Origin of the sequence: Sphingobium sp. (assembly GCF_032153725.1) — a bacterium.
In the GTDB taxonomy this organism is placed as follows: Bacteria; Pseudomonadota; Alphaproteobacteria; order Sphingomonadales; family Sphingomonadaceae; genus Sphingobium.
On record NZ_JALDYQ010000091.1, the window covers coordinates 1 to 16,430 of the forward strand.

Sequence of the window (16,430 nt, forward strand, 5' to 3'; positions counted from 1 at the left end):
CGTTCAGACGGCAGCACTCTACAATATAACCTACTTCAGTTCCAGGTGACTAGGATATGTGGGGATTCAGCCCATGATGGGCTGCAAATGCCGGCTTTCTGCGCTTCCGGTGCTTACGACCCGTAAGGTCGCTGCGCGCCGGTTCTCGAAATCCCATTTTCGCCTCACCCTGAACTGAATTCCCACACACCCTAAACGGGAAAAGGGCTGGTGTCCGGCAGAAAACGGGTTAGGCTCGCCTTCCAAAAAGAAGGAGAGATGCATGCTTGTCATGTTCGTGGGCGCCGATCGGACCGAAACCGCCGTCAATGCCGCGCAGGTTACCTTCGTTTCGTCAGTCACCGATGGCACCCGCATCCGCTTCGGGGAAGGGCGCAGCGTGACGGTGATCGAGCCGATCGCCGAGGTGATGGAGCGGCTCAACGTGATATTGCGACCGCAGGAATAGGGAGCTTCAACTGCCAGGAATGCGGGGATTTCTGCCATTCTCTACCGTCACCCCGGGCTTGACCCGGGGTCCCGCTGCCTTGGGCCAGGCGCGGACGGAAGAAAGAAAGCGGGACCCCGGATCAAGTCCGGGGTGACGATGGGTTGGATGGCGAACCCTCACTCCGGATAGCGGATCGCTATCACCTCATATTCCTTTTCCCCCGCCGGCAACATCACGCGGCGCAGGTCCCCCGCCGCGGCGCCGCGCAGGGCGCGGGCGATGGGCGTGCTCCAGCCGATGCGGCCGGCGCCGGCTTCGGTTTCGTCATTGCCGACCAGGGTGACGGTGCGGCGGTTGTCATCCTCGTCCGCGATGGTGACGGTGGCGCCGAAATAGACCTTGCTCTTGTCGGGCTGCTGGCGCGGGTCCACGACCTTGGCGTCCTTCATCTTGCGCGACAGGCGTTTCAATTGCCCGTCAATCTCGCGCATGCGCTTGCGGCCGTAAAGATAGTCGCCATTTTCGCTGCGGTCGCCATTGCCCGCCGCCCAGCTCACCACCTCGACGATCTTCGGGCGCTCGACGCCCAGCAGCTGGTCATATTCGGCGCGCAGTTTCGCAAAGCCTTCGGGCGTGATGTAATTGGGATAGGCGGTGCTCATGCCCCGCCCATAACCCACATTCAACCCGGTGTCTGCTTGCCGAGATATTTGGACAGCGGCGTCGTGGTTCCCCGGAAGCGGGCGCGCTGCGGGTTCATCGCCTCGTACACCACGGCATTTTCCAGCACGCGCTGCACATAGTTGCGCGTTTCGAACAGCGGGATCTGCTCGATCCAGCGCAGCATGTCGGCGCCCGGCAGGCGCGGGTCGCCATTGGCGCTGATCCAGCGGTTCACATTGCCCGGCCCCGCATTATAGGCCGCCACCGCCAGCGGATAACTGCCGCCATAATAATCGAGCATCCGCTGGAAATAGGCCGAGCCCAGCATGATGTTGTAGCTGGGGTCATTGAGCGAGCTGGCATCATAGCTCATCCCCAGCTTCCCTGCCTGTTCGCGCGCCGTGCCGGGCATCAGCTGCATCAGGCCGCGGGCGCCCGCATGGCTGACGATCTGCCGGTCGAACTGGCTTTCCTGCCGGGCGATGGCGTGCACCATGGTCCAGTTATATTGCGCTTCCGAAGGGACGGGGACGCGCGGGAAAGCGCTTTCGCCATAGCCGGTGAGGCCACTCGACACCGCGCGGCGGCCGACCATCACGCCCATGTCGGGGCGGCCGATGCTCTTGGCGAGTTCGACCGCCAGATAATGGTCGGCGTCGCTGTCGGCATTATTGGCGATGGCGCGGGCGAATTTGCTCTGGTCCTCCCAATAGCCCATTTCGCCCAGCGCCTTGACCGCGCGGACGACGGAACGGCTGGCGAAGGCCGTGCGTTCGCTGGCGGAGATTTCCACCGGGCGTTCGACGATGGCGGGCGCCGGGATGGGGCGGCCGAGGCGTTCCAGCGCGAGCTGGCCGTAAAATTGATCCGGGAAGACGGCGGCGCGGGCGAAATAGCTGTTGGCGCTCGCGGCATCCCCCGCCTGGAGCGCGGCGCGGCCGGCCCAGTAGAAGCCCTTGGACTGGGTCTGCGGCGATCTGGCGGCGGTGGCGTAGCGGCGGAACAGCTCCACCGCATCGGCCGGCCTGCTCAGATTGTAGAAGGCCGTCGATCCGGCCAGCCAGGCGAGGCTGGTATAATCGTCGCGCTCGCCAATGGGCCGCGTGTTGACGTCGGTGCCGGGCAGATAGGCGTCGTCCAGCTTGCTCGCGATGCCATAGGCGAAGCTCCACTGGCTGTCATTCGCGGCGGCGCGCGCTTGCGTGAGCAGCACCTCATACCATTTCTCCGCGTCGCCCGGCCGGAAGGTCAGCGCCGGGCGGTTGGCAAGATATTGGCGGCCGGCAATCCAGTTGCCGGTATTCAGCATCCAGGTCGCCTTGTCCGCGACGAAGCCCGCGTCGGAGGCGCCGACCGCTTCGGCCAGCTGCATCTTCATCGCGGCATCGGGCGCTTTCTGGCGGAAGGCGATGCGTGCGTCATAGACCGGGCGGCGGGCGGGCGAGACATAGGCCAGCATGCGCTGCGCGCCCATGATATCGCCCTTCCACAGCAAGGCGTCGGCGCGCAGATCATGTTCAACCGAAGTCCAGCCCGAACCGAACAGCGAGAGCAGCCGCGCCTCGTCATCGGGCGAGAGCGATCCGCCGATCCAGGCATTGCGCGCGGCGATCCGCGCTTCGCCCATGCGGCCAAGCTGCATCAGCGCCAGCGCATGACGCGCATTGCCGGTGGCGGTGCGCGGCGGGAAGCGGGTGAAGAAGGCGATGACCTGCCCCGGATCATAGCTGCCCGGATTGATCCCCGTTTCCGCCAGCCGCCGCATCCGGTCCTCGCCCGGCCAGCCGGGGTTCGCCATGATGAAGCTGGCATAGGTGGAAAAGCCCAGCGCGTCGCTCTGCTGGAGCGCGCGCCACTGGCTGATCGTGCCGGAGATCGACGGATCGGTCGCCATGCCGATTCGGCTCTGCGCCTGCTGCCAGGGACTCGGCTCCGTGGAGCGGGGAAGCGACTGCACCACGGCGCCCGGCGGATAGGCCGCGGCGGGCCGGAGGGCGGGGGTTTCCGTCTGGGCGCTGGCGCCGGCGGTGAAAAGCAAAAGGGCAATCAGGGGCATACGAACCGTGAGGGCTTCCGGGCTAGTTTCAAGATGGAAGGGCGACAGCCTACTAGACATAATCGCAAATGCATCCTTATCAGGCCGTGAATGACGCGCTATAGCGCGCCGTTCGCGTATTTGACGCTATGATGCCCCGGAATCCCGGTGAATTGAAGGAGTTTGTTTGCCATGTTTTCCGGGTCGATTCCGGCGCTGATCACGCCCTTCCGCAACGGGGCGGTGGATGAGGCGGCTTTCCGCGCCTTTGTCGACTGGCAGATCGAGGAAGGCAGCAGTGCTCTGGTTCCCTGCGGCACCACGGGCGAAAGCGCGACCATGACGGTCGAGGAACATAATCGCGTGATCGCCATCTGCGTCGATCAGGCGGCAGGCCGGGTGCCGGTGATCGCGGGCTGCGGCTCCAACGACACGGCGATAGCGCTGGAGCATATGTTCGCGGCGCAGGCGGCGGGCGCCGATGCCGCTCTGGTGGTCGCGCCCTATTACAACAAGCCCAATCAGGAGGGCGTCTACCAGCATTTCGCCTGGCTGGCAGAGCGCTGCGACCTGCCCATCGTACTGTATAATGTGCCCAGCCGCACCATCACCGACATCGGGGTGCCGGTGATCCACCGTCTGTCGGAAGAATATCAGACCATCGTCGGCATCAAGGACGCCACCGGGAATCTGGGGCGGGTCAGCGCACAGCGGCTCGCCTGCCGGCCCGATTTCTGTCAGCTTTCGGGCAATGACGAGACGGCGCTGGGATTCAATGCGATGGGGGGGAAGGGCTGCATCTCGGTCACGGCCAATGTCGCGCCGCGCCTCTGCGCCGATTTCCAGAAGGCGATGGCGTCGGGTGATTGGGATGGTGCCCTGGCGCTCCAGGATCGTCTTTACCCCCTGCATGATGCCCTGTTCAGCGATTCTTCACCCGGCCCGGTTAAATATGCCCTTACGCGCGTCCGGCCCGACATGCCCGGCGATGTCCGCCTGCCGATCACCTGGCCGTCGGAATCGAGCCGCGCGGCGGTCGACCGGGCTTTGGAGATTGCGGGACTGGTGTAACGCCACGCCGACCCCATATCGGGCGTAGACGACAAGCACGAAAGTTTAGATGGAAATTCATGGCACGCCCCCGCCCCGAACTGTTCGACAAGAAGAAGATCGTCGCCGAGAACCGGCGCGCGCGTTTTGAATATTTCCTGGAGGATGTGTTCGAGGCGGGCATCGCCCTGCAGGGCACGGAGGTTAAATCGCTGCGCTTTGGCGAAGGCAATATCGCGGAAAGCTATGCCGAGGTGAAGGGCGAGCAGGTGTGGCTGGTCAACAGCAACATCCCCGAATTCAGCCATGGCAACCGTTTCAATCATGAGCCGAAACGCCCTCGCAAGCTGCTGCTGCATGAGCGGGAGATCGCCCGCATGCACGGCGCGGTGGAGCGCAAGGGCATGACGCTGGTGCCGCTGTCCATCTATTTCAACAGCCGGGGCAAGGCGAAGGTCGAGCTGGCGCTGGCCAAGGGCAAGAAGACCCATGACAAGCGCGACACGATCAAGGAACGCGACTGGAAGCGCGATCAGCAGCGCATCATGAAGGCGCATCGCTGATGGGCGCCAAGAAGGGGATGGGGAGGCTCTCCCGCTGGTGGCACGCCAATGCCCCCACCCGCGAGTCACTGGAAAACAACCGCTTCCTGGCCCCGGTGGCGCATCGCGTGCTGGAGCCGTCGCTGTGGCGCTTCACCCGGCGGTCGGTGCCGCGCGGTGTGGCGCTGGGGCTGCTGGTCGGCATCTTCCTGCTGATCCCCGGCGTACAGATCGCGGGCGCGGCGCTGCTGGCGCTGCCGTTCCGGGCGAATATCCCGCTGGCGGCGGCGATGACCTTTCTTTCCAACCCGGCGACGACGCCGCTGTTCCTGATGGCGTCGGTCTATATGGGCAACTGGATGCTCGGGCGGACGGCTGATGCGTCGGGCTTCATGGCGCTGGTCGACAAACATGCCTCGATCCGCGACTGGTGCGCCTGGCTTTTTTCCGAGGCGGCACCGGCGATGCTGCTGGGACTGGCGCTGATTTCCCTGGCTTTCGCGGTGGTCGGTTACTTCCTCGCCGACTGGATCTGGCGCCATCGCATGGGCCGGAAATGGCATGCGCGCAAATTGAGGATTGGCAAGGCACGCCAAAGCAGCGCATTGGAGGAAATCGCCTCCGCCTGACGGATTGGCGAGCCAAGTCCATTGTGAATGCAGGGGGATAGCCGGCTGTGTCCGCGCGTGTGATCAGGGATGGAGACGCTTGGGCGGCTGACCGGTCGTCGCCTCTGGCCCTGCCTTTGCTGCTTCTGCTGGCCCTGATGTCCACCGGGCTGGTGGTCTATGCCGCGGGAAACTGGGCGCTGGGCGCGGGTTTCGGCGCGGCGGTGCTGGCCGGAGCGGCGCTGCTCGGCTGGTATCGCACACTCTATCCTGAGCAGGTGGCCGCGGGCGAAGCCGTGCCTGACTGGACGGTCGCGCGGGCCGCGGCGGATGCTTCCAACATGGCGATCGCCGTCACCGATCGCGGGGGACGGCTGGTCTGCGCCAGCGACCTGTTCGGGGAGTGGTTTCCCGGCTTTCCGACGCCGCCCCATATCACGTCCGACGCCGCCCTGGCCGATACTCTGGCCAATGCTGCCCGCGCTGCCTGGCGCGATGGCGAGGCGCGCGTCGAGGGGATCGTGCAGGGCGCGCTGCGGCTGGACGCCTTTATCGGCCGCACGGGGCGGTCGGAGGATTATCTGCTCTGGCGGTTCAGTCCGGTGCGCCAGCCGAGCGCGCTGGACGACGTCCATCGCCTGCTGACGGGAGAGGCCGGGCGGCAGCTGGGCGAAGCGGGCATCATGGCGGTGATGATCGGCGGCGAAGGGCGCATCCGGGCGGCCAATGGCGCCTTTCTGTTGCGCGCCGCCGGGCGGATCGACGCGAATATCACCGGCCGCGATTTCGCCGCCCATATGCGCGTGGACGACAAGGCCCGTCTGTTCCTGGCGCGCGAGGAATCGGGCGGTATCCCGTTGCGGTTGTTGCAGGTGCCCTTGAAGCGCGCGACCCAATCCGTCGGTCAATCGGGCGCGCAGGACGGGCCGATGCTGCTGCTGCTGATCGACGAGCCGGCGGGCAATGCGGGCGGGACATCGGCACTCTCCTATATCGAAACCCTGTTGTCGTTGCTGCCCTTCGGCCTGGCCATGGCGGATCGCGACGGACGGGTGCTGTTCCTCAACAAGGCCTTTTCGCGGGCGGCCGGCCTCAAGGAAGCCGAGAAGCCCAGCTATCCGGGCGATCTGGTGGTGCGGGAGGATCAGGCGGCGGTGGCCGACGCCGTGCGGCGCTTTGCCGTGGGGCCGCAAATGTCAGGCGACGTGGCCGTGCGGATGCGCGAGCAGCCCGACGAGCCGATCGCGCTCAGCCTGGCGGGTGTGCGCGGGCTGGGCGAGGCGGCGGTGCTGCTTTCGCTCAAGGACAATAGCGAGGAGAGCAAGCTCAAGCGGCAGGTGGCGCAGGCGACGAAGATGCAGGCGATCGGCCAGCTCGCGGGCGGCGTCGCGCATGACTTCAACAACATCCTGACCGCGATCATCGGCCATTGCGACCTGATGCTGATGCGCCATACGCCGGGCGACAGCGACTACGACGATATCCAGCAGATCAAGTCGAACAGCAACCGCGCGGCGGGGCTGACCCGGCAGTTGCTTGCCTTCTCGCGCCAGCAGACGCTGCGGCCGCAGATATTGCAATTGCCTGATATCGTCGCGGACGTCTCCAACCTGCTGAAGCGCCTGCTGGGCGAGAGCGTGAAGCTGGAGGTCAGCCACGGCCGCAATCTGGGCGCGGTGCGCGCCGACCCCGGCCAGCTGGAACAGGTGATCGTCAACCTCGCCGTCAATGCGCGCGACGCCATGCCGGAAGGGGGCACGCTCAACATCCAGACCTATGGCGTGCCCGCCGCCAAGGTGCGGGAGATGCGGCAGGACATATTGCCGCCGGCCGACTATACGGCGGTGCGGGTGTCTGACACGGGGCTGGGCATCCCGCCCGATATTCTCTCGAAAATCTTTGAGCCCTTCTTCACCACAAAGGAACTGGGCAAGGGCACCGGCCTTGGTCTTTCCACGGTCTATGGCATCGTCAAGCAGTCGGGCGGCTTCATCTTCGCCGAGTCCGAACTGGGGCGTGGGGCAAGCTTCGTCATCTATCTGCCGGTCTATCAGGGTGCCGATGCCGAACAGGCCGCCCAGCCCAAGGCGCCCGTCCGCCGCGCCGAAATCTGGGGCACGGGCACGGTGCTGTTGGTCGAGGATGAGGATATGGTGCGTGCCGTCGCCGAGCGGGCACTGACGCGTCAGGGCTATAAGGTGCTGACCGCCAATGATGGCGAGCAGGGGCTGGAAGTGCTCAATGGCGATGAGAAGATCGACCTGCTGATATCCGACGTGGTGATGCCCAACATGGACGGCCCCGCCATGGTGGCGCGGGCACGGGCCAGTCATCCCGACCTGCCGGTGCTGTTCATGTCGGGCTATGCCGAGGAACAGTTGCGCAAATCGATCGACATCGCCAATGTGGCCTTCCTGCCAAAACCCTTTTCCGTCAGTCAGTTGGCGGAAGCGGCGCGGGATGCACTGGCGATGCGGCCCGCGTCCGGATGAATTTGGGGAATGAACTTCTCCGCGTTCCGGCGATTATGCTGGGCAGCCTGTCGCGCTTAGGGTGGCGTGGGGCAAGACTGGGGACTGCAAGCATGTCTGACGGCAAGACCATCCTGATCGTCGAGGATGAAGCAATGATCGGCATGATGCTGGAAGATTATCTCGATACGCTGGGATACCGGTTGCACGCCATTGCCGAATCGGTCGATGAGGCTTGCGCCAAAGCGCGCGAGGGCGGGTTCGACGCGGCGTTGCTCGACTGCAATCTGCATGGCGAGAAAAGCTGGCCGGTCGCGGATATATTGGCGGAAAGCGGCATCCCCTTCGTGTTCGCAACGGGCGGCATGGCGGATGATTTGCCGACCGGCCACGCGGACAGGCCGACATTGGCCAAGCCCTTTACCATCGGCGCGGTCGAGCGCGCGTTGAACAAGGCTTTGGGGGCGGGATAAGAAAATTCCGTTCCCCTCTTGTTCCATAAGAACAAACAGGATACATGGTGGCCACGCGCCACATAAATCGGCGTGTTCCGCTTGACAGGGGATAGGCCGATGACAGCAATGCTCTCACTCATCGATTCCAAGAAGACAGGGACAATGGACAGACAGAAAGCATTGGAAGCGGCCCTTTCCCAGATCGACCGTGCCTTTGGCAAAGGTTCGGCGATGAAGCTGGGCAGCCGCGAGAAGATCGAGATCGAGGCGATTTCGACCGGATCGCTGGGGCTGGACATCGCGCTTGGCATTGGCGGCCTGCCGCGCGGGCGCATCGTCGAGATTTACGGCCCGGAAAGCTCGGGCAAGACCACGCTGGCGCTGCATGCCATTGCCGAAGCGCAGAAGACTGGCGGCATTGCGGCCTTTGTCGACGCGGAACATGCGCTCGACCCGGTTTATGCCAAGAAGCTGGGCGTCGACATTGACGAACTGATCGTGTCGCAGCCCGACACCGGCGAACAGGCGCTGGAGATCGTTGACACGCTGGTGCGGTCGAACGCGATCGACGTGCTGGTGATTGACTCGGTCGCCGCGCTGGTGCCGCGCGCGGAAATCGAGGGCGAAATGGGCGACAGCCATGTCGGCCTGCAAGCCCGTCTGATGAGTCAGGCGCTGCGCAAGCTGACCGGCTCCATCTCGCGCTCGCGCTGTCTGGTGATCTTCATCAATCAGGTCCGCATGAAGATCGGCGTCATGTATGGTAACCCCGAAACGACGACCGGCGGCAATGCGCTCAAATTCTACGCTTCGGTACGCCTCGACATCCGCCGCACCGGTCAGATCAAGGACCGCGAGGATATCGTCGGCAATGCGACCCGGGTAAAGGTGGTCAAGAACAAGGTCGCTCCGCCCTTCAAGCAGGTCGAATTCGACATCATGTATGGCGAGGGCGTGTCCAAGATCGGCGAATTGCTCGACATCGGCGTGAAGGCCGGACTGGTCGAGAAGTCGGGCGCCTGGTTCTCCTATGACTCGATCCGCATCGGTCAGGGTCGCGAGAATGCCAAGACCTATTTGAAAGAGCATCCTGAACTGGCGGACAAGCTGGAGAAAGCGATCCGCGGCAAGACGGAAGAAGTCGCCGAAGGGATGATGACCGGACCCGAAGCGGAGGATGATGGCGAATAAGCGCTGACAGGCTTTCTGGCCAGATCAACCGGAAAGCCTCAGCGCGGCACTGCCCGCCTGCTGCTTCACGCACCGAAAAGGCCCGCTGCGCGACTGGTGCGGCGGGCCTTTTACCGTTGGGGATGGATTTTGGGTGGATTGCGATCATTCCCCCTCCCGTTTACGGGACGGGAGTTCTGTGATGGCCAATCAGCCATCATCAATGAAAATCCCGCGATTGCGGCAAGATCCTGACATTGCGCGGATGCCCCGAAGCCCGCGCATGCGGCATCCGGTTCGGCTCTTCTCCCGGTGATTGTGAAAGCCGGGCCAGTTCCGCCGTCCGGTCATGCACCTGGGTAGCCATCAGATGCACGACGCCCTCCTTGCTGCGCTGAACCTCACCCTCGACCAGCATCAGCCGGGAGGCCATGACCGGCCGCCGCTGCCTTTCGAACAGCCGCGCCCAGAGCAGGATATTGGTGATGCCCGTTTCATCCTCGATGGTGATGAAGACGGCATTGCCCTTGCCCGGTCGCTGCCGCACCAGCACGACGCCTGCCGTCTTCACCCGCGCGCCATTTTTGGCGGCGGTGATTTCGGCACAACTCAGCGCGCCCTCGGCGGCAAAGACCGGGCGCAGGAACTGCATCGGATGCCCCTTGAGCGACAGGCGCGTCACCAGATAATCGGCCTCGACATGTTCCGACAGCGGCATGGCGGGCAACATCGCATCCGGCTCCTCCCCTAACTCGCGCGCCTGACTGTCGCGCAATCGGGCGGCAGCGAACAGGGGCAGCTCATCCGAAGGCGTTCGCCGCGCCTCCCACAAGGCGGTCCGGCGGTCCTGCCCCAGCGACCGGCAGGCATCGGCATCCGCCAGCAGGCGCAAGGCCCGCGCCGGCAGCGCCGCCCGCCGCGCCAGATCCTCCATGGTGGCAAACATGCCCTCCGTCCGCGCCGCGCCCAGCTGCTTCGCCCAATCCTCGCGAAAGCCGTCGATCTGCCGCAATCCCAGCCGCAGCGCCAAAGCGCGTCCTTCCCCCTCGCCCCGCCTGCCGTTGCGTGAACGCAACAGCGGTTCGAGCGCATTGTCCCACCCGCTCATATTCACATCGGCGTCATGCACGGTCACGCCATGGTCCCGCGCATCGCGCACGATCTGCGCCGGCGCGTAAAAGCCCATGGGCTGCGAATTGAGCAGCGCGCAGGCGAACACCGCAGGCTGATGGCATTTGATCCAGGCCGAGATATAGACCAGCCGCGCGAAGGACAGCGCGTGGCTTTCCGGGAAACCGTAGCTGCCGAAACCCTCGATCTGCCTGAAGCAGCGCTGGGCGAACTCCGGCTCATAGCCGCGCCGCACCATGCCCTTGACCATCTTCTCCCGGAAATGATGGATGGTGCCGACATTGCGGAAGGTCGCCATGGCACGGCGCAGCTGATTGGCCTCCACATCGCTGAACCGGGCTGCCACAATGGCCAGCCGCATCGCCTGTTCCTGAAACAGCGGCACGCCCTTGGTCTTGTCGAGGATTTTTTCCAGCTCGTCCTTCGGGCCATGTTCCGGGGCGGGAGAAGGATAGACCACTTTCTCCTCCCCGCAACGCCGCCGCAAATAGGGATGGACCATATCGCCCTCGATCGGACCCGGCCGCACGATCGCCACCTGGATGGTGAGGTCGTAAAGCGTACGCGGTTTCAGGCGCGGCAGCATGTTGATCTGCGCCCGGCTCTCCACCTGGAACACGCCGATGCTGTCGCCGCTGCACAGCATGTCGTAGACGGCTGCATCCTCCGCCTCCATATCGACCGTCAGCTGGTGGTCGCCCAGCCCCTGTTCGCGCATCAGGTCGAACGCCTTGCGGATGCAGCTGAGCATCCCCAGCGCCAGCACGTCGACCTTCATCAGGCCGAGGGCGTCGATGTCATCCTTGTCCCATTCGATGAAGCTGCGATCCTCCATCGCCGCATGATGCAGCGGCACCGTCTCGTCGAGCCGGTTCTGGGTCAGCACGAAACCGCCGACATGCTGCGACAGATGGCGCGGGAAAGGCTGGCGCAGCAACTGGTTGATGATCGCCTTCAACTGCACGATCTGAGGATTGTCGAGCGCAAAGCCCGCCTCCACGATCCGCGCATCGCCCATGTCGCCGGAATGGCTGCCCCAAACCGTGCCGGAGAGGCGCGTGGCGATATCGTCGCTAAGGCCCAGCACTTTTGCCGCTTCCCGCACCGCGCTGCGCGAGCGGTAATGGATGACCGTCGCGGCGATCCCCGCGCGATGACGGCCATAGCGCTCATAGATATATTGCATCACCTCTTCGCGCCGCTCATGCTCGAAATCGACGTCGATGTCGGGCGGTTCGTTGCGCTCCTCCGACACGAAGCGGGAAAAGAGCAGGTCGTGGCGTTGCGGATCGACGGAGGTCACGCCCAGCAGGAAGCAGACCATGCTGTTGGCCGCCGATCCGCGTCCCTGACAGAGGATTCCCTTGCTGCGGGCAAAGGCGACGATGTCGTGCACGGTCAGGAAATAATAGGCATAGTTGCGCTTGCCGATCAGGTCGAATTCCTGGGCAAGCAACTCGCGCACGCGCGCGGGAATGCGCGGACCATAGCGGGCATGGGCGGCGGACCATGTCAGCTCCTCCAGCCATTGCTGCGCGGTCCACCCCTCCGGCACCGGTTCATGCGGATATTCATAGGCGAGCTGGTCGAGCGTGAAATGCACCTGATCCAGGAAGCGCTGGCTTTCCGCCACGGCCTGCGGGCAATCGCGGAACAGCCGCGCCATTTCGGACGCGCCATGGATATGCCGCTCGGCATTGGCCTCCAGCATCCGGCCTGCTTTGGCGATGGTCGTGCCTTCCCGGATGCAGCTCAGCACATCCTGCAAGGGGCGCTGCGCCGCTGTCGCATAGAGCGCATCCATGGTCGCGAGCAACGGCGCGCCCGTCGCTGTGGAGAGCGCCTGAAACGCCGTCAGCCGCCGCGCATCCCGCCCATCCCGCCGGAGCGCCGCGCCCAGCCAGACCCGGCCCGGCGCAAGGCGCGACAGGCGGACCAGCAATGCTTCCAGATCGGCCGGAGGCAGCGGGGGGACGAGGCTGAGATGCCCCTGCCGGACCGCCTCCTTCGACGGCCGGTCGTCATAATCATAGTCCACGGGCCTGCGATGCGCCGTCTGCTCCGTGGCGGTGGACCCGGGCATCACGATCAGCAGCAGATCGTCGAGATAGGCGGTCAGATCCGCATAGCGCAGGATGCAGTCGCCCTTCACCGAGCGGAGATTGCCCACGGTCAGCAATTTGGTGAGTTCGCCCCATCCCCGCCGCGTCGCCGGATAGGCCACGATATCCGGCGTGCCGTCGACAAAGACCAGCCGCGCGCCGACGATCAGCCGCAGGTCGGTCTGGCAGGCGCGTTCCTCCTCCGCGCTCAGTTTGAGCGGCCGGCCCGCTTCCTTGCGGGCTTCCAGCAGAGCGGCACGCATCTGTTCGGACCAGCGTTTGCGCGCGACATGGGCGCGGACCACGCCGGCCACCGTGTTGCGATCGGCAATGCCAAGGCCCGTGAGGCCCAAAGCAATGGCGCGCGCCACCATGTCCGACGCATGGGATGCGCCGCGCAGGAAGGAGAAATTGGTTGCGGCGACCAGTTCGGCAAAGGGCGGCGATTTGCACCCTGCCGTCATGCGAACAGGCCGTGGATATACCAGCCCGGATGCGCCGCTTCCGTTCCGTACAGCCCGTGACGGAAAATCCAGTAGCGTCGGCCGCGCGCATCCTCGACCCGATAATAATCCCGCGTCAGTCCCGCGCTCTCGCCCTCCAGCGCGCCGTCCCTGGCCGTCCACCATTCGGGCGCGATGCGTTCGGGGCCTTCATAGCGCGTCACTTCATGGCTGGCCCGCCGCCAGCGGAAACGATGGGGCGGACCATCGGGCACCTCCGCGATCACATCGATCGGCTGGGGCGGATCGAACAGATGGATCGGGCGCATCGGTGGATCGCCACTTTCCTGCCGCTGCGGCCAGTTCACCGGCACGCGGCTTTCCATCGCGGGCAGGGCAAGCTGGGCCTGTTCGGGAATATGGCTGTCATTGGGGTGAAGCCGCTGGATGCGCGTCCGCCCCGCCCGGATCGACAGCCGGTCGACCAGTGCCGCGACGCTTTCCTGCCTGCGTGCCTCACCGCCTTCCAGCGCCAGTTGCGTCGGCGCCATCGGTTCGGCCTGCGGCACGGTGAAGCGCAGCATGTCGAAGCCGAAACCGGGGTCGAGCGGGTCGGACAGCGCATCGATCCGCTCCTGCACCAGCCGCATGATCGCGGGCGCATCGCGCACCGGCAGGCTGGTTTCGACCCGCAGCGGAAAGGCAAGGCCGTCGCTGCGGAAGAACAACGCTTCGAACCGGCGCCCGCCCTGGCCGCGTTCGCTCAGGCGCTCGCCGGCCTCGGTCGCCATCTCCTCCAGCGTCCTGAGCGCAAAGGCCGTGCTGCCCATCGGTTCGGCAAAGCGCCGCTCGATCCGGATCGCAGGGCGCGGCCGTCGCGGTGCAAGCGGCCGCCGCCCCAGCCCGAGCAGGCTATGCAGCGCATCCACCGCTTCCTCACCGAAGCGCGCCGCCAGGACCGCCGCCGGCCGCGCCGCCAGATCGCCCACGGTGCGAAGCCCCGCCCGACGCAGCGCCACCGCGCTGTCCTCCTCCAGCCGCAGCGCCTCGACCGGCAGGCGTCGTAGCGCCGCATCCTCATCCGCCGCAGCACCGACCGGGAAACGGCACAGCGCATGCGCGCCCTCCGCCGTCCCGGCAAGGGCATGGCGCACCCGCATGCCATGGCGCTCCAGCCGTTCCGCCGCCTCGCGCGCCAGCATGTCCTCCCCGCCCCAGAGATGCGCGCAACCGCTGATGTCGAGCATCAGGCCGAAGGGCGAATCGAGAGCCGCGATCGGGGTGTAGCGCGCGCAACCATCGCAGAGCCGTTCCAGCCAGTCCTGATCGCCATGCGGATCGGCATCGAACACACGCAGGTCGGGCTCGCGCGCGCGGGCATCGGCCAGCGTCATGCCGGGCGTCAGGCCCAGCGCCAGAGCATCGGCGTCCAGCGTCGCCAGCCGCATCGCGCCGCGCACCTGTTCGACGACGACTGCCGGTCCCTCTCCCTGCGCCGCCCAGAGATCAGGCCGCGCGATCCGCAGCCGGTCGATCGGCAGGAACGGGAACCACAGCGCCAGATAGCGGCGGTTGCCGATCGCGTCCTCCGCCTTTCTGTCCTCTGGCGTCCTGTTCAAGGTCATGGCGTTCATCGCGCCCACCTCCATCCTCTTCAAACATGCCCCGGCCATTGTCCCAGACGAGCCGCCAGTTGAGTCCATCCCGTCCCGCCCGTCGCCGCAACAGGCTGAGGTCGAAGGCGCTCATCCCCGGCCCCCCATGGCCCAGCCGGCTACCCCGCAAGGGCAGCGAAGGCGCGGCCGCCACCCGCCAGCGTGTATCCGCCGCGCTGGGCACCGGATCGCCGCCCATCCGCAGCAGGAAGGCGGTGACGCCCGACGCCTCTGCCGCCAGTGCCAGCCGCCTGCTGGCCGTCAGGTCGAGCAAGGGTGCCCGTCCGCGCAGCTCCACCACCAGCGCCCCCAGGGCCGGGCAGCGCAACGCATCCACCGCCCCGCGCAACAGCATGGCGTCATCCGCCATCACGCCGATCACCAGCCGGTCGGGATCGACGCCCAAAGCCGCGAGGCCCGGACCATAGGGCATACCGCTCGCTCGCCCCGCTGCCACTGTCCGCAGCCAGAGCAGCGGAGCCTCCCCCGCTGCCAGCCGCGCGAAAATCAGGCCCAGACCGGCCGCCGCCCCTTCCTCTTCCAGAGCGGCGAAAAATTCATGCACCCGCCCTCGCGCCAGTCCGCCGTCCAGCGCCCGGTCCAGCGCCGCATGGCCGGTTTCCACCCGTGCACAGGGCTGCGAGGCTGGAATACCCTCCAGCGATTCGATATGCCGTCTGAGCGCGGCGAGGGTCTTCACGACTCGGTCATGCATTTGTTCCTTATTTGTTCTTTTCATCCTGTCGGGCGTGCTTGTCAATCAGCCCGCGTCAAAGCGGGTCACATGGATCGACTGGCGGTTCATCGTCGTCGTGCCGAAAACCGTCATGAAGGCTATATCGGTGGCATCGCGGCCGACGGCGATCCGCACCATCGTTTCGACCCCGGCAAGGCCGGTGGCGTCCACCAGATGCCAGGCGCCGTCCAGCCACACCTCCACCACGGCATGGAAATCGGGCGGCTCCAGATCGGGCGCATAAACCGACACCAGCCGGGCCGGAATGTCGCATGAGCGGATCAGCGCGGCGGTCAGATGCGCATGATCGCGGCACACGCCCTGTTGCGCTACGAAGCTGTCGACGGCGCTGGTCGCCGTGTTGGAACTGCCGGGCGTATAGCGGATATTGTCGTGCACCCAGATGATCAGCGCCTGCACCAGCGCGCCGCCCGACAGCCCTGCGAAATGGTTGCTGACGAAGGGGACGAAGCGATCGGCCTCGCAATAGCGGCTGGGCCAGATGAAGGGCAGCACGTCCCTGGGCAGACTGGGGAGGGGGGACGGGGCGAGATGAAACAGGTCGGGTCGCTTGCGCTCGACTTCCACTGTAGCGCGATAGGTGGCGACCATGCGTCCCGCCCCGGCGCGCGTCCAGTTGCGGCGGCCGACATCGCTGCCGCCACCCAGCGTCGTCAGCGGACCGGCGCCACTGATCTCCAGCGATTGTTCGAGGACATGCTGATCGGGCAGTTCTGCCGCTTCCAGCGTGAGGAGGGCGTCCGTAGGTTCGCTGAAATCATAGTCCAGCACGGTTTCGATGGCGATGCGCATGGCGGCTTGCTCCGGTTGCCGTGCGCTAGAACCGGGGAAGAGGGCAGTCGTTCCGAATTGCAGGCCGGTACTGGCCAATACTGGTCATTAAGCGTGACGTGCTCCTGCGAAGGCAGGAGCCCAGTT

General features: G+C 65.5%; 13 protein-coding genes. 7 read left to right on the forward strand and 6 right to left on the reverse strand.

Annotated features, from left to right (window positions below; translation table 11 throughout):
• The first annotated feature begins 262 nt into the window (after nucleotides 1-262).
• The gene (locus RUH75_RS20880) at nucleotides 263-448 is read left to right on the forward strand and encodes a hypothetical protein (RefSeq protein WP_313809120.1); all 186 of its coding nucleotides are present in this window, start codon (nucleotides 263-265) and stop codon (nucleotides 446-448) included.
• Nucleotides 449-606: 158 nt separating this feature from the next.
• Here RUH75_RS20880 and greB read toward each other — a convergent pair whose 3' ends face one another.
• A complete protein-coding gene (greB, locus tag RUH75_RS20885; protein ID WP_313809121.1) occupies nucleotides 607-1,092 on the reverse strand; it encodes a transcription elongation factor GreB in 486 nt (161 codons plus the stop codon).
• Nucleotides 1,093-1,112: 20 nt separating this feature from the next.
• Nucleotides 1,113-3,149, reverse strand: a complete 2,037-nt coding sequence (locus tag RUH75_RS20890; protein ID WP_313809122.1) for a lytic transglycosylase domain-containing protein — start codon at nucleotides 3,147-3,149, stop codon at nucleotides 1,113-1,115.
• A 171-nt stretch (nucleotides 3,150-3,320) separates the two neighbouring features.
• On the opposite strand from RUH75_RS20890, the gene dapA reads away from it, so the two are divergent.
• The 6 genes from dapA (at nucleotide 3,321) to recA (ending at nucleotide 9,445) form a co-directional block, all read left to right on the forward strand.
• A complete protein-coding gene (dapA, locus tag RUH75_RS20895) occupies nucleotides 3,321-4,199 on the forward strand; it encodes a 4-hydroxy-tetrahydrodipicolinate synthase (protein WP_313809123.1) in 879 nt (292 codons plus the stop codon).
• Between the two features lie 59 nt (nucleotides 4,200-4,258).
• Nucleotides 4,259-4,741 (forward strand): SsrA-binding protein SmpB, encoded by a 483-nt coding sequence (smpB, locus tag RUH75_RS20900; RefSeq protein WP_313809124.1) that lies wholly within the window; start codon nucleotides 4,259-4,261, stop codon nucleotides 4,739-4,741.
• A complete protein-coding gene (locus tag RUH75_RS20905; RefSeq protein WP_313809125.1) occupies nucleotides 4,741-5,349 on the forward strand; it encodes a DUF2062 domain-containing protein in 609 nt (202 codons plus the stop codon). Before smpB ends, RUH75_RS20905 begins: the two co-directional genes overlap by 1 nt.
• 47 nt (nucleotides 5,350-5,396) lie before the next feature.
• Entirely contained in the window at nucleotides 5,397-7,820 is a 2,424-nt protein-coding gene (locus tag RUH75_RS20910) for a response regulator (RefSeq protein WP_313809126.1), read from the forward strand.
• Nucleotides 7,821-7,912: 92 nt separating this feature from the next.
• Nucleotides 7,913-8,272: a response regulator gene (locus RUH75_RS20915; RefSeq protein WP_313809127.1), complete on the forward strand. Its 360-nt coding sequence runs from the start codon at nucleotides 7,913-7,915 to the stop codon at nucleotides 8,270-8,272.
• Nucleotides 8,273-8,371: 99 nt separating this feature from the next.
• A complete protein-coding gene (gene recA, locus RUH75_RS20920; RefSeq protein WP_313809128.1) occupies nucleotides 8,372-9,445 on the forward strand; it encodes a recombinase RecA in 1,074 nt (357 codons plus the stop codon).
• A 199-nt stretch (nucleotides 9,446-9,644) separates the two neighbouring features.
• Here the strand turns inward: recA and RUH75_RS20925 are convergent, their stop codons facing one another.
• From RUH75_RS20925 to RUH75_RS20940, 4 genes are read right to left on the reverse strand one after another with little or no spacing between them, the layout of a single operon-like run.
• Nucleotides 9,645-13,121: an error-prone DNA polymerase gene (locus tag RUH75_RS20925; RefSeq protein ID WP_313809129.1), complete on the reverse strand. Its 3,477-nt coding sequence runs from the start codon at nucleotides 13,119-13,121 to the stop codon at nucleotides 9,645-9,647.
• A complete protein-coding gene (locus RUH75_RS20930) occupies nucleotides 13,118-14,725 on the reverse strand; it encodes a DNA polymerase Y family protein (protein WP_313809132.1) in 1,608 nt (535 codons plus the stop codon). Before RUH75_RS20930 ends, RUH75_RS20925 begins: the two co-directional genes overlap by 4 nt.
• Nucleotides 14,607-15,455, reverse strand: coding sequence for a hypothetical protein (locus RUH75_RS20935; RefSeq protein ID WP_313809130.1), 849 nt, complete (start codon nucleotides 15,453-15,455; stop codon nucleotides 14,607-14,609). Before RUH75_RS20935 ends, RUH75_RS20930 begins: the two co-directional genes overlap by 119 nt.
• A gap of 60 nt (nucleotides 15,456-15,515) precedes the next feature.
• The gene (locus RUH75_RS20940) at nucleotides 15,516-16,304 is read right to left on the reverse strand and encodes a transglutaminase family protein (protein ID WP_313809131.1); all 789 of its coding nucleotides are present in this window, start codon (nucleotides 16,302-16,304) and stop codon (nucleotides 15,516-15,518) included.
• Nucleotides 16,305-16,430 lie beyond the last annotated feature (126 nt).

Bases quoted from the DNA above. Each gene is read 5' to 3' on its own strand.
- RUH75_RS20880 (WP_313809120.1), top strand. From the start codon at position 263: ATGCTTGTCATGTTCGTGGGCGCCGATCGGACCGAAACCGCCGTCAAT.
- greB (WP_313809121.1), bottom strand. From the start codon at position 1,092: ATGAGCACCGCCTATCCCAATTACATCACGCCCGAAGGCTTTGCGAAA.
- RUH75_RS20890 (WP_313809122.1), bottom strand. From the start codon at position 3,149: ATGCCCCTGATTGCCCTTTTGCTTTTCACCGCCGGCGCCAGCGCCCAG.
- dapA (WP_313809123.1), top strand. From the start codon at position 3,321: ATGTTTTCCGGGTCGATTCCGGCGCTGATCACGCCCTTCCGCAACGGG.
- smpB (WP_313809124.1), top strand. From the start codon at position 4,259: ATGGCACGCCCCCGCCCCGAACTGTTCGACAAGAAGAAGATCGTCGCC.
- RUH75_RS20905 (WP_313809125.1), top strand. From the start codon at position 4,741: ATGGGCGCCAAGAAGGGGATGGGGAGGCTCTCCCGCTGGTGGCACGCC.
- RUH75_RS20915 (WP_313809127.1), top strand. From the start codon at position 7,913: ATGTCTGACGGCAAGACCATCCTGATCGTCGAGGATGAAGCAATGATC.
- recA (WP_313809128.1), top strand. From the start codon at position 8,372: ATGACAGCAATGCTCTCACTCATCGATTCCAAGAAGACAGGGACAATG.
- RUH75_RS20925 (WP_313809129.1), bottom strand. From the start codon at position 13,121: ATGACGGCAGGGTGCAAATCGCCGCCCTTTGCCGAACTGGTCGCCGCA.
- RUH75_RS20930 (WP_313809132.1), bottom strand. From the start codon at position 14,725: ATGACCTTGAACAGGACGCCAGAGGACAGAAAGGCGGAGGACGCGATC.
- RUH75_RS20940 (WP_313809131.1), bottom strand. From the start codon at position 16,304: ATGCGCATCGCCATCGAAACCGTGCTGGACTATGATTTCAGCGAACCT.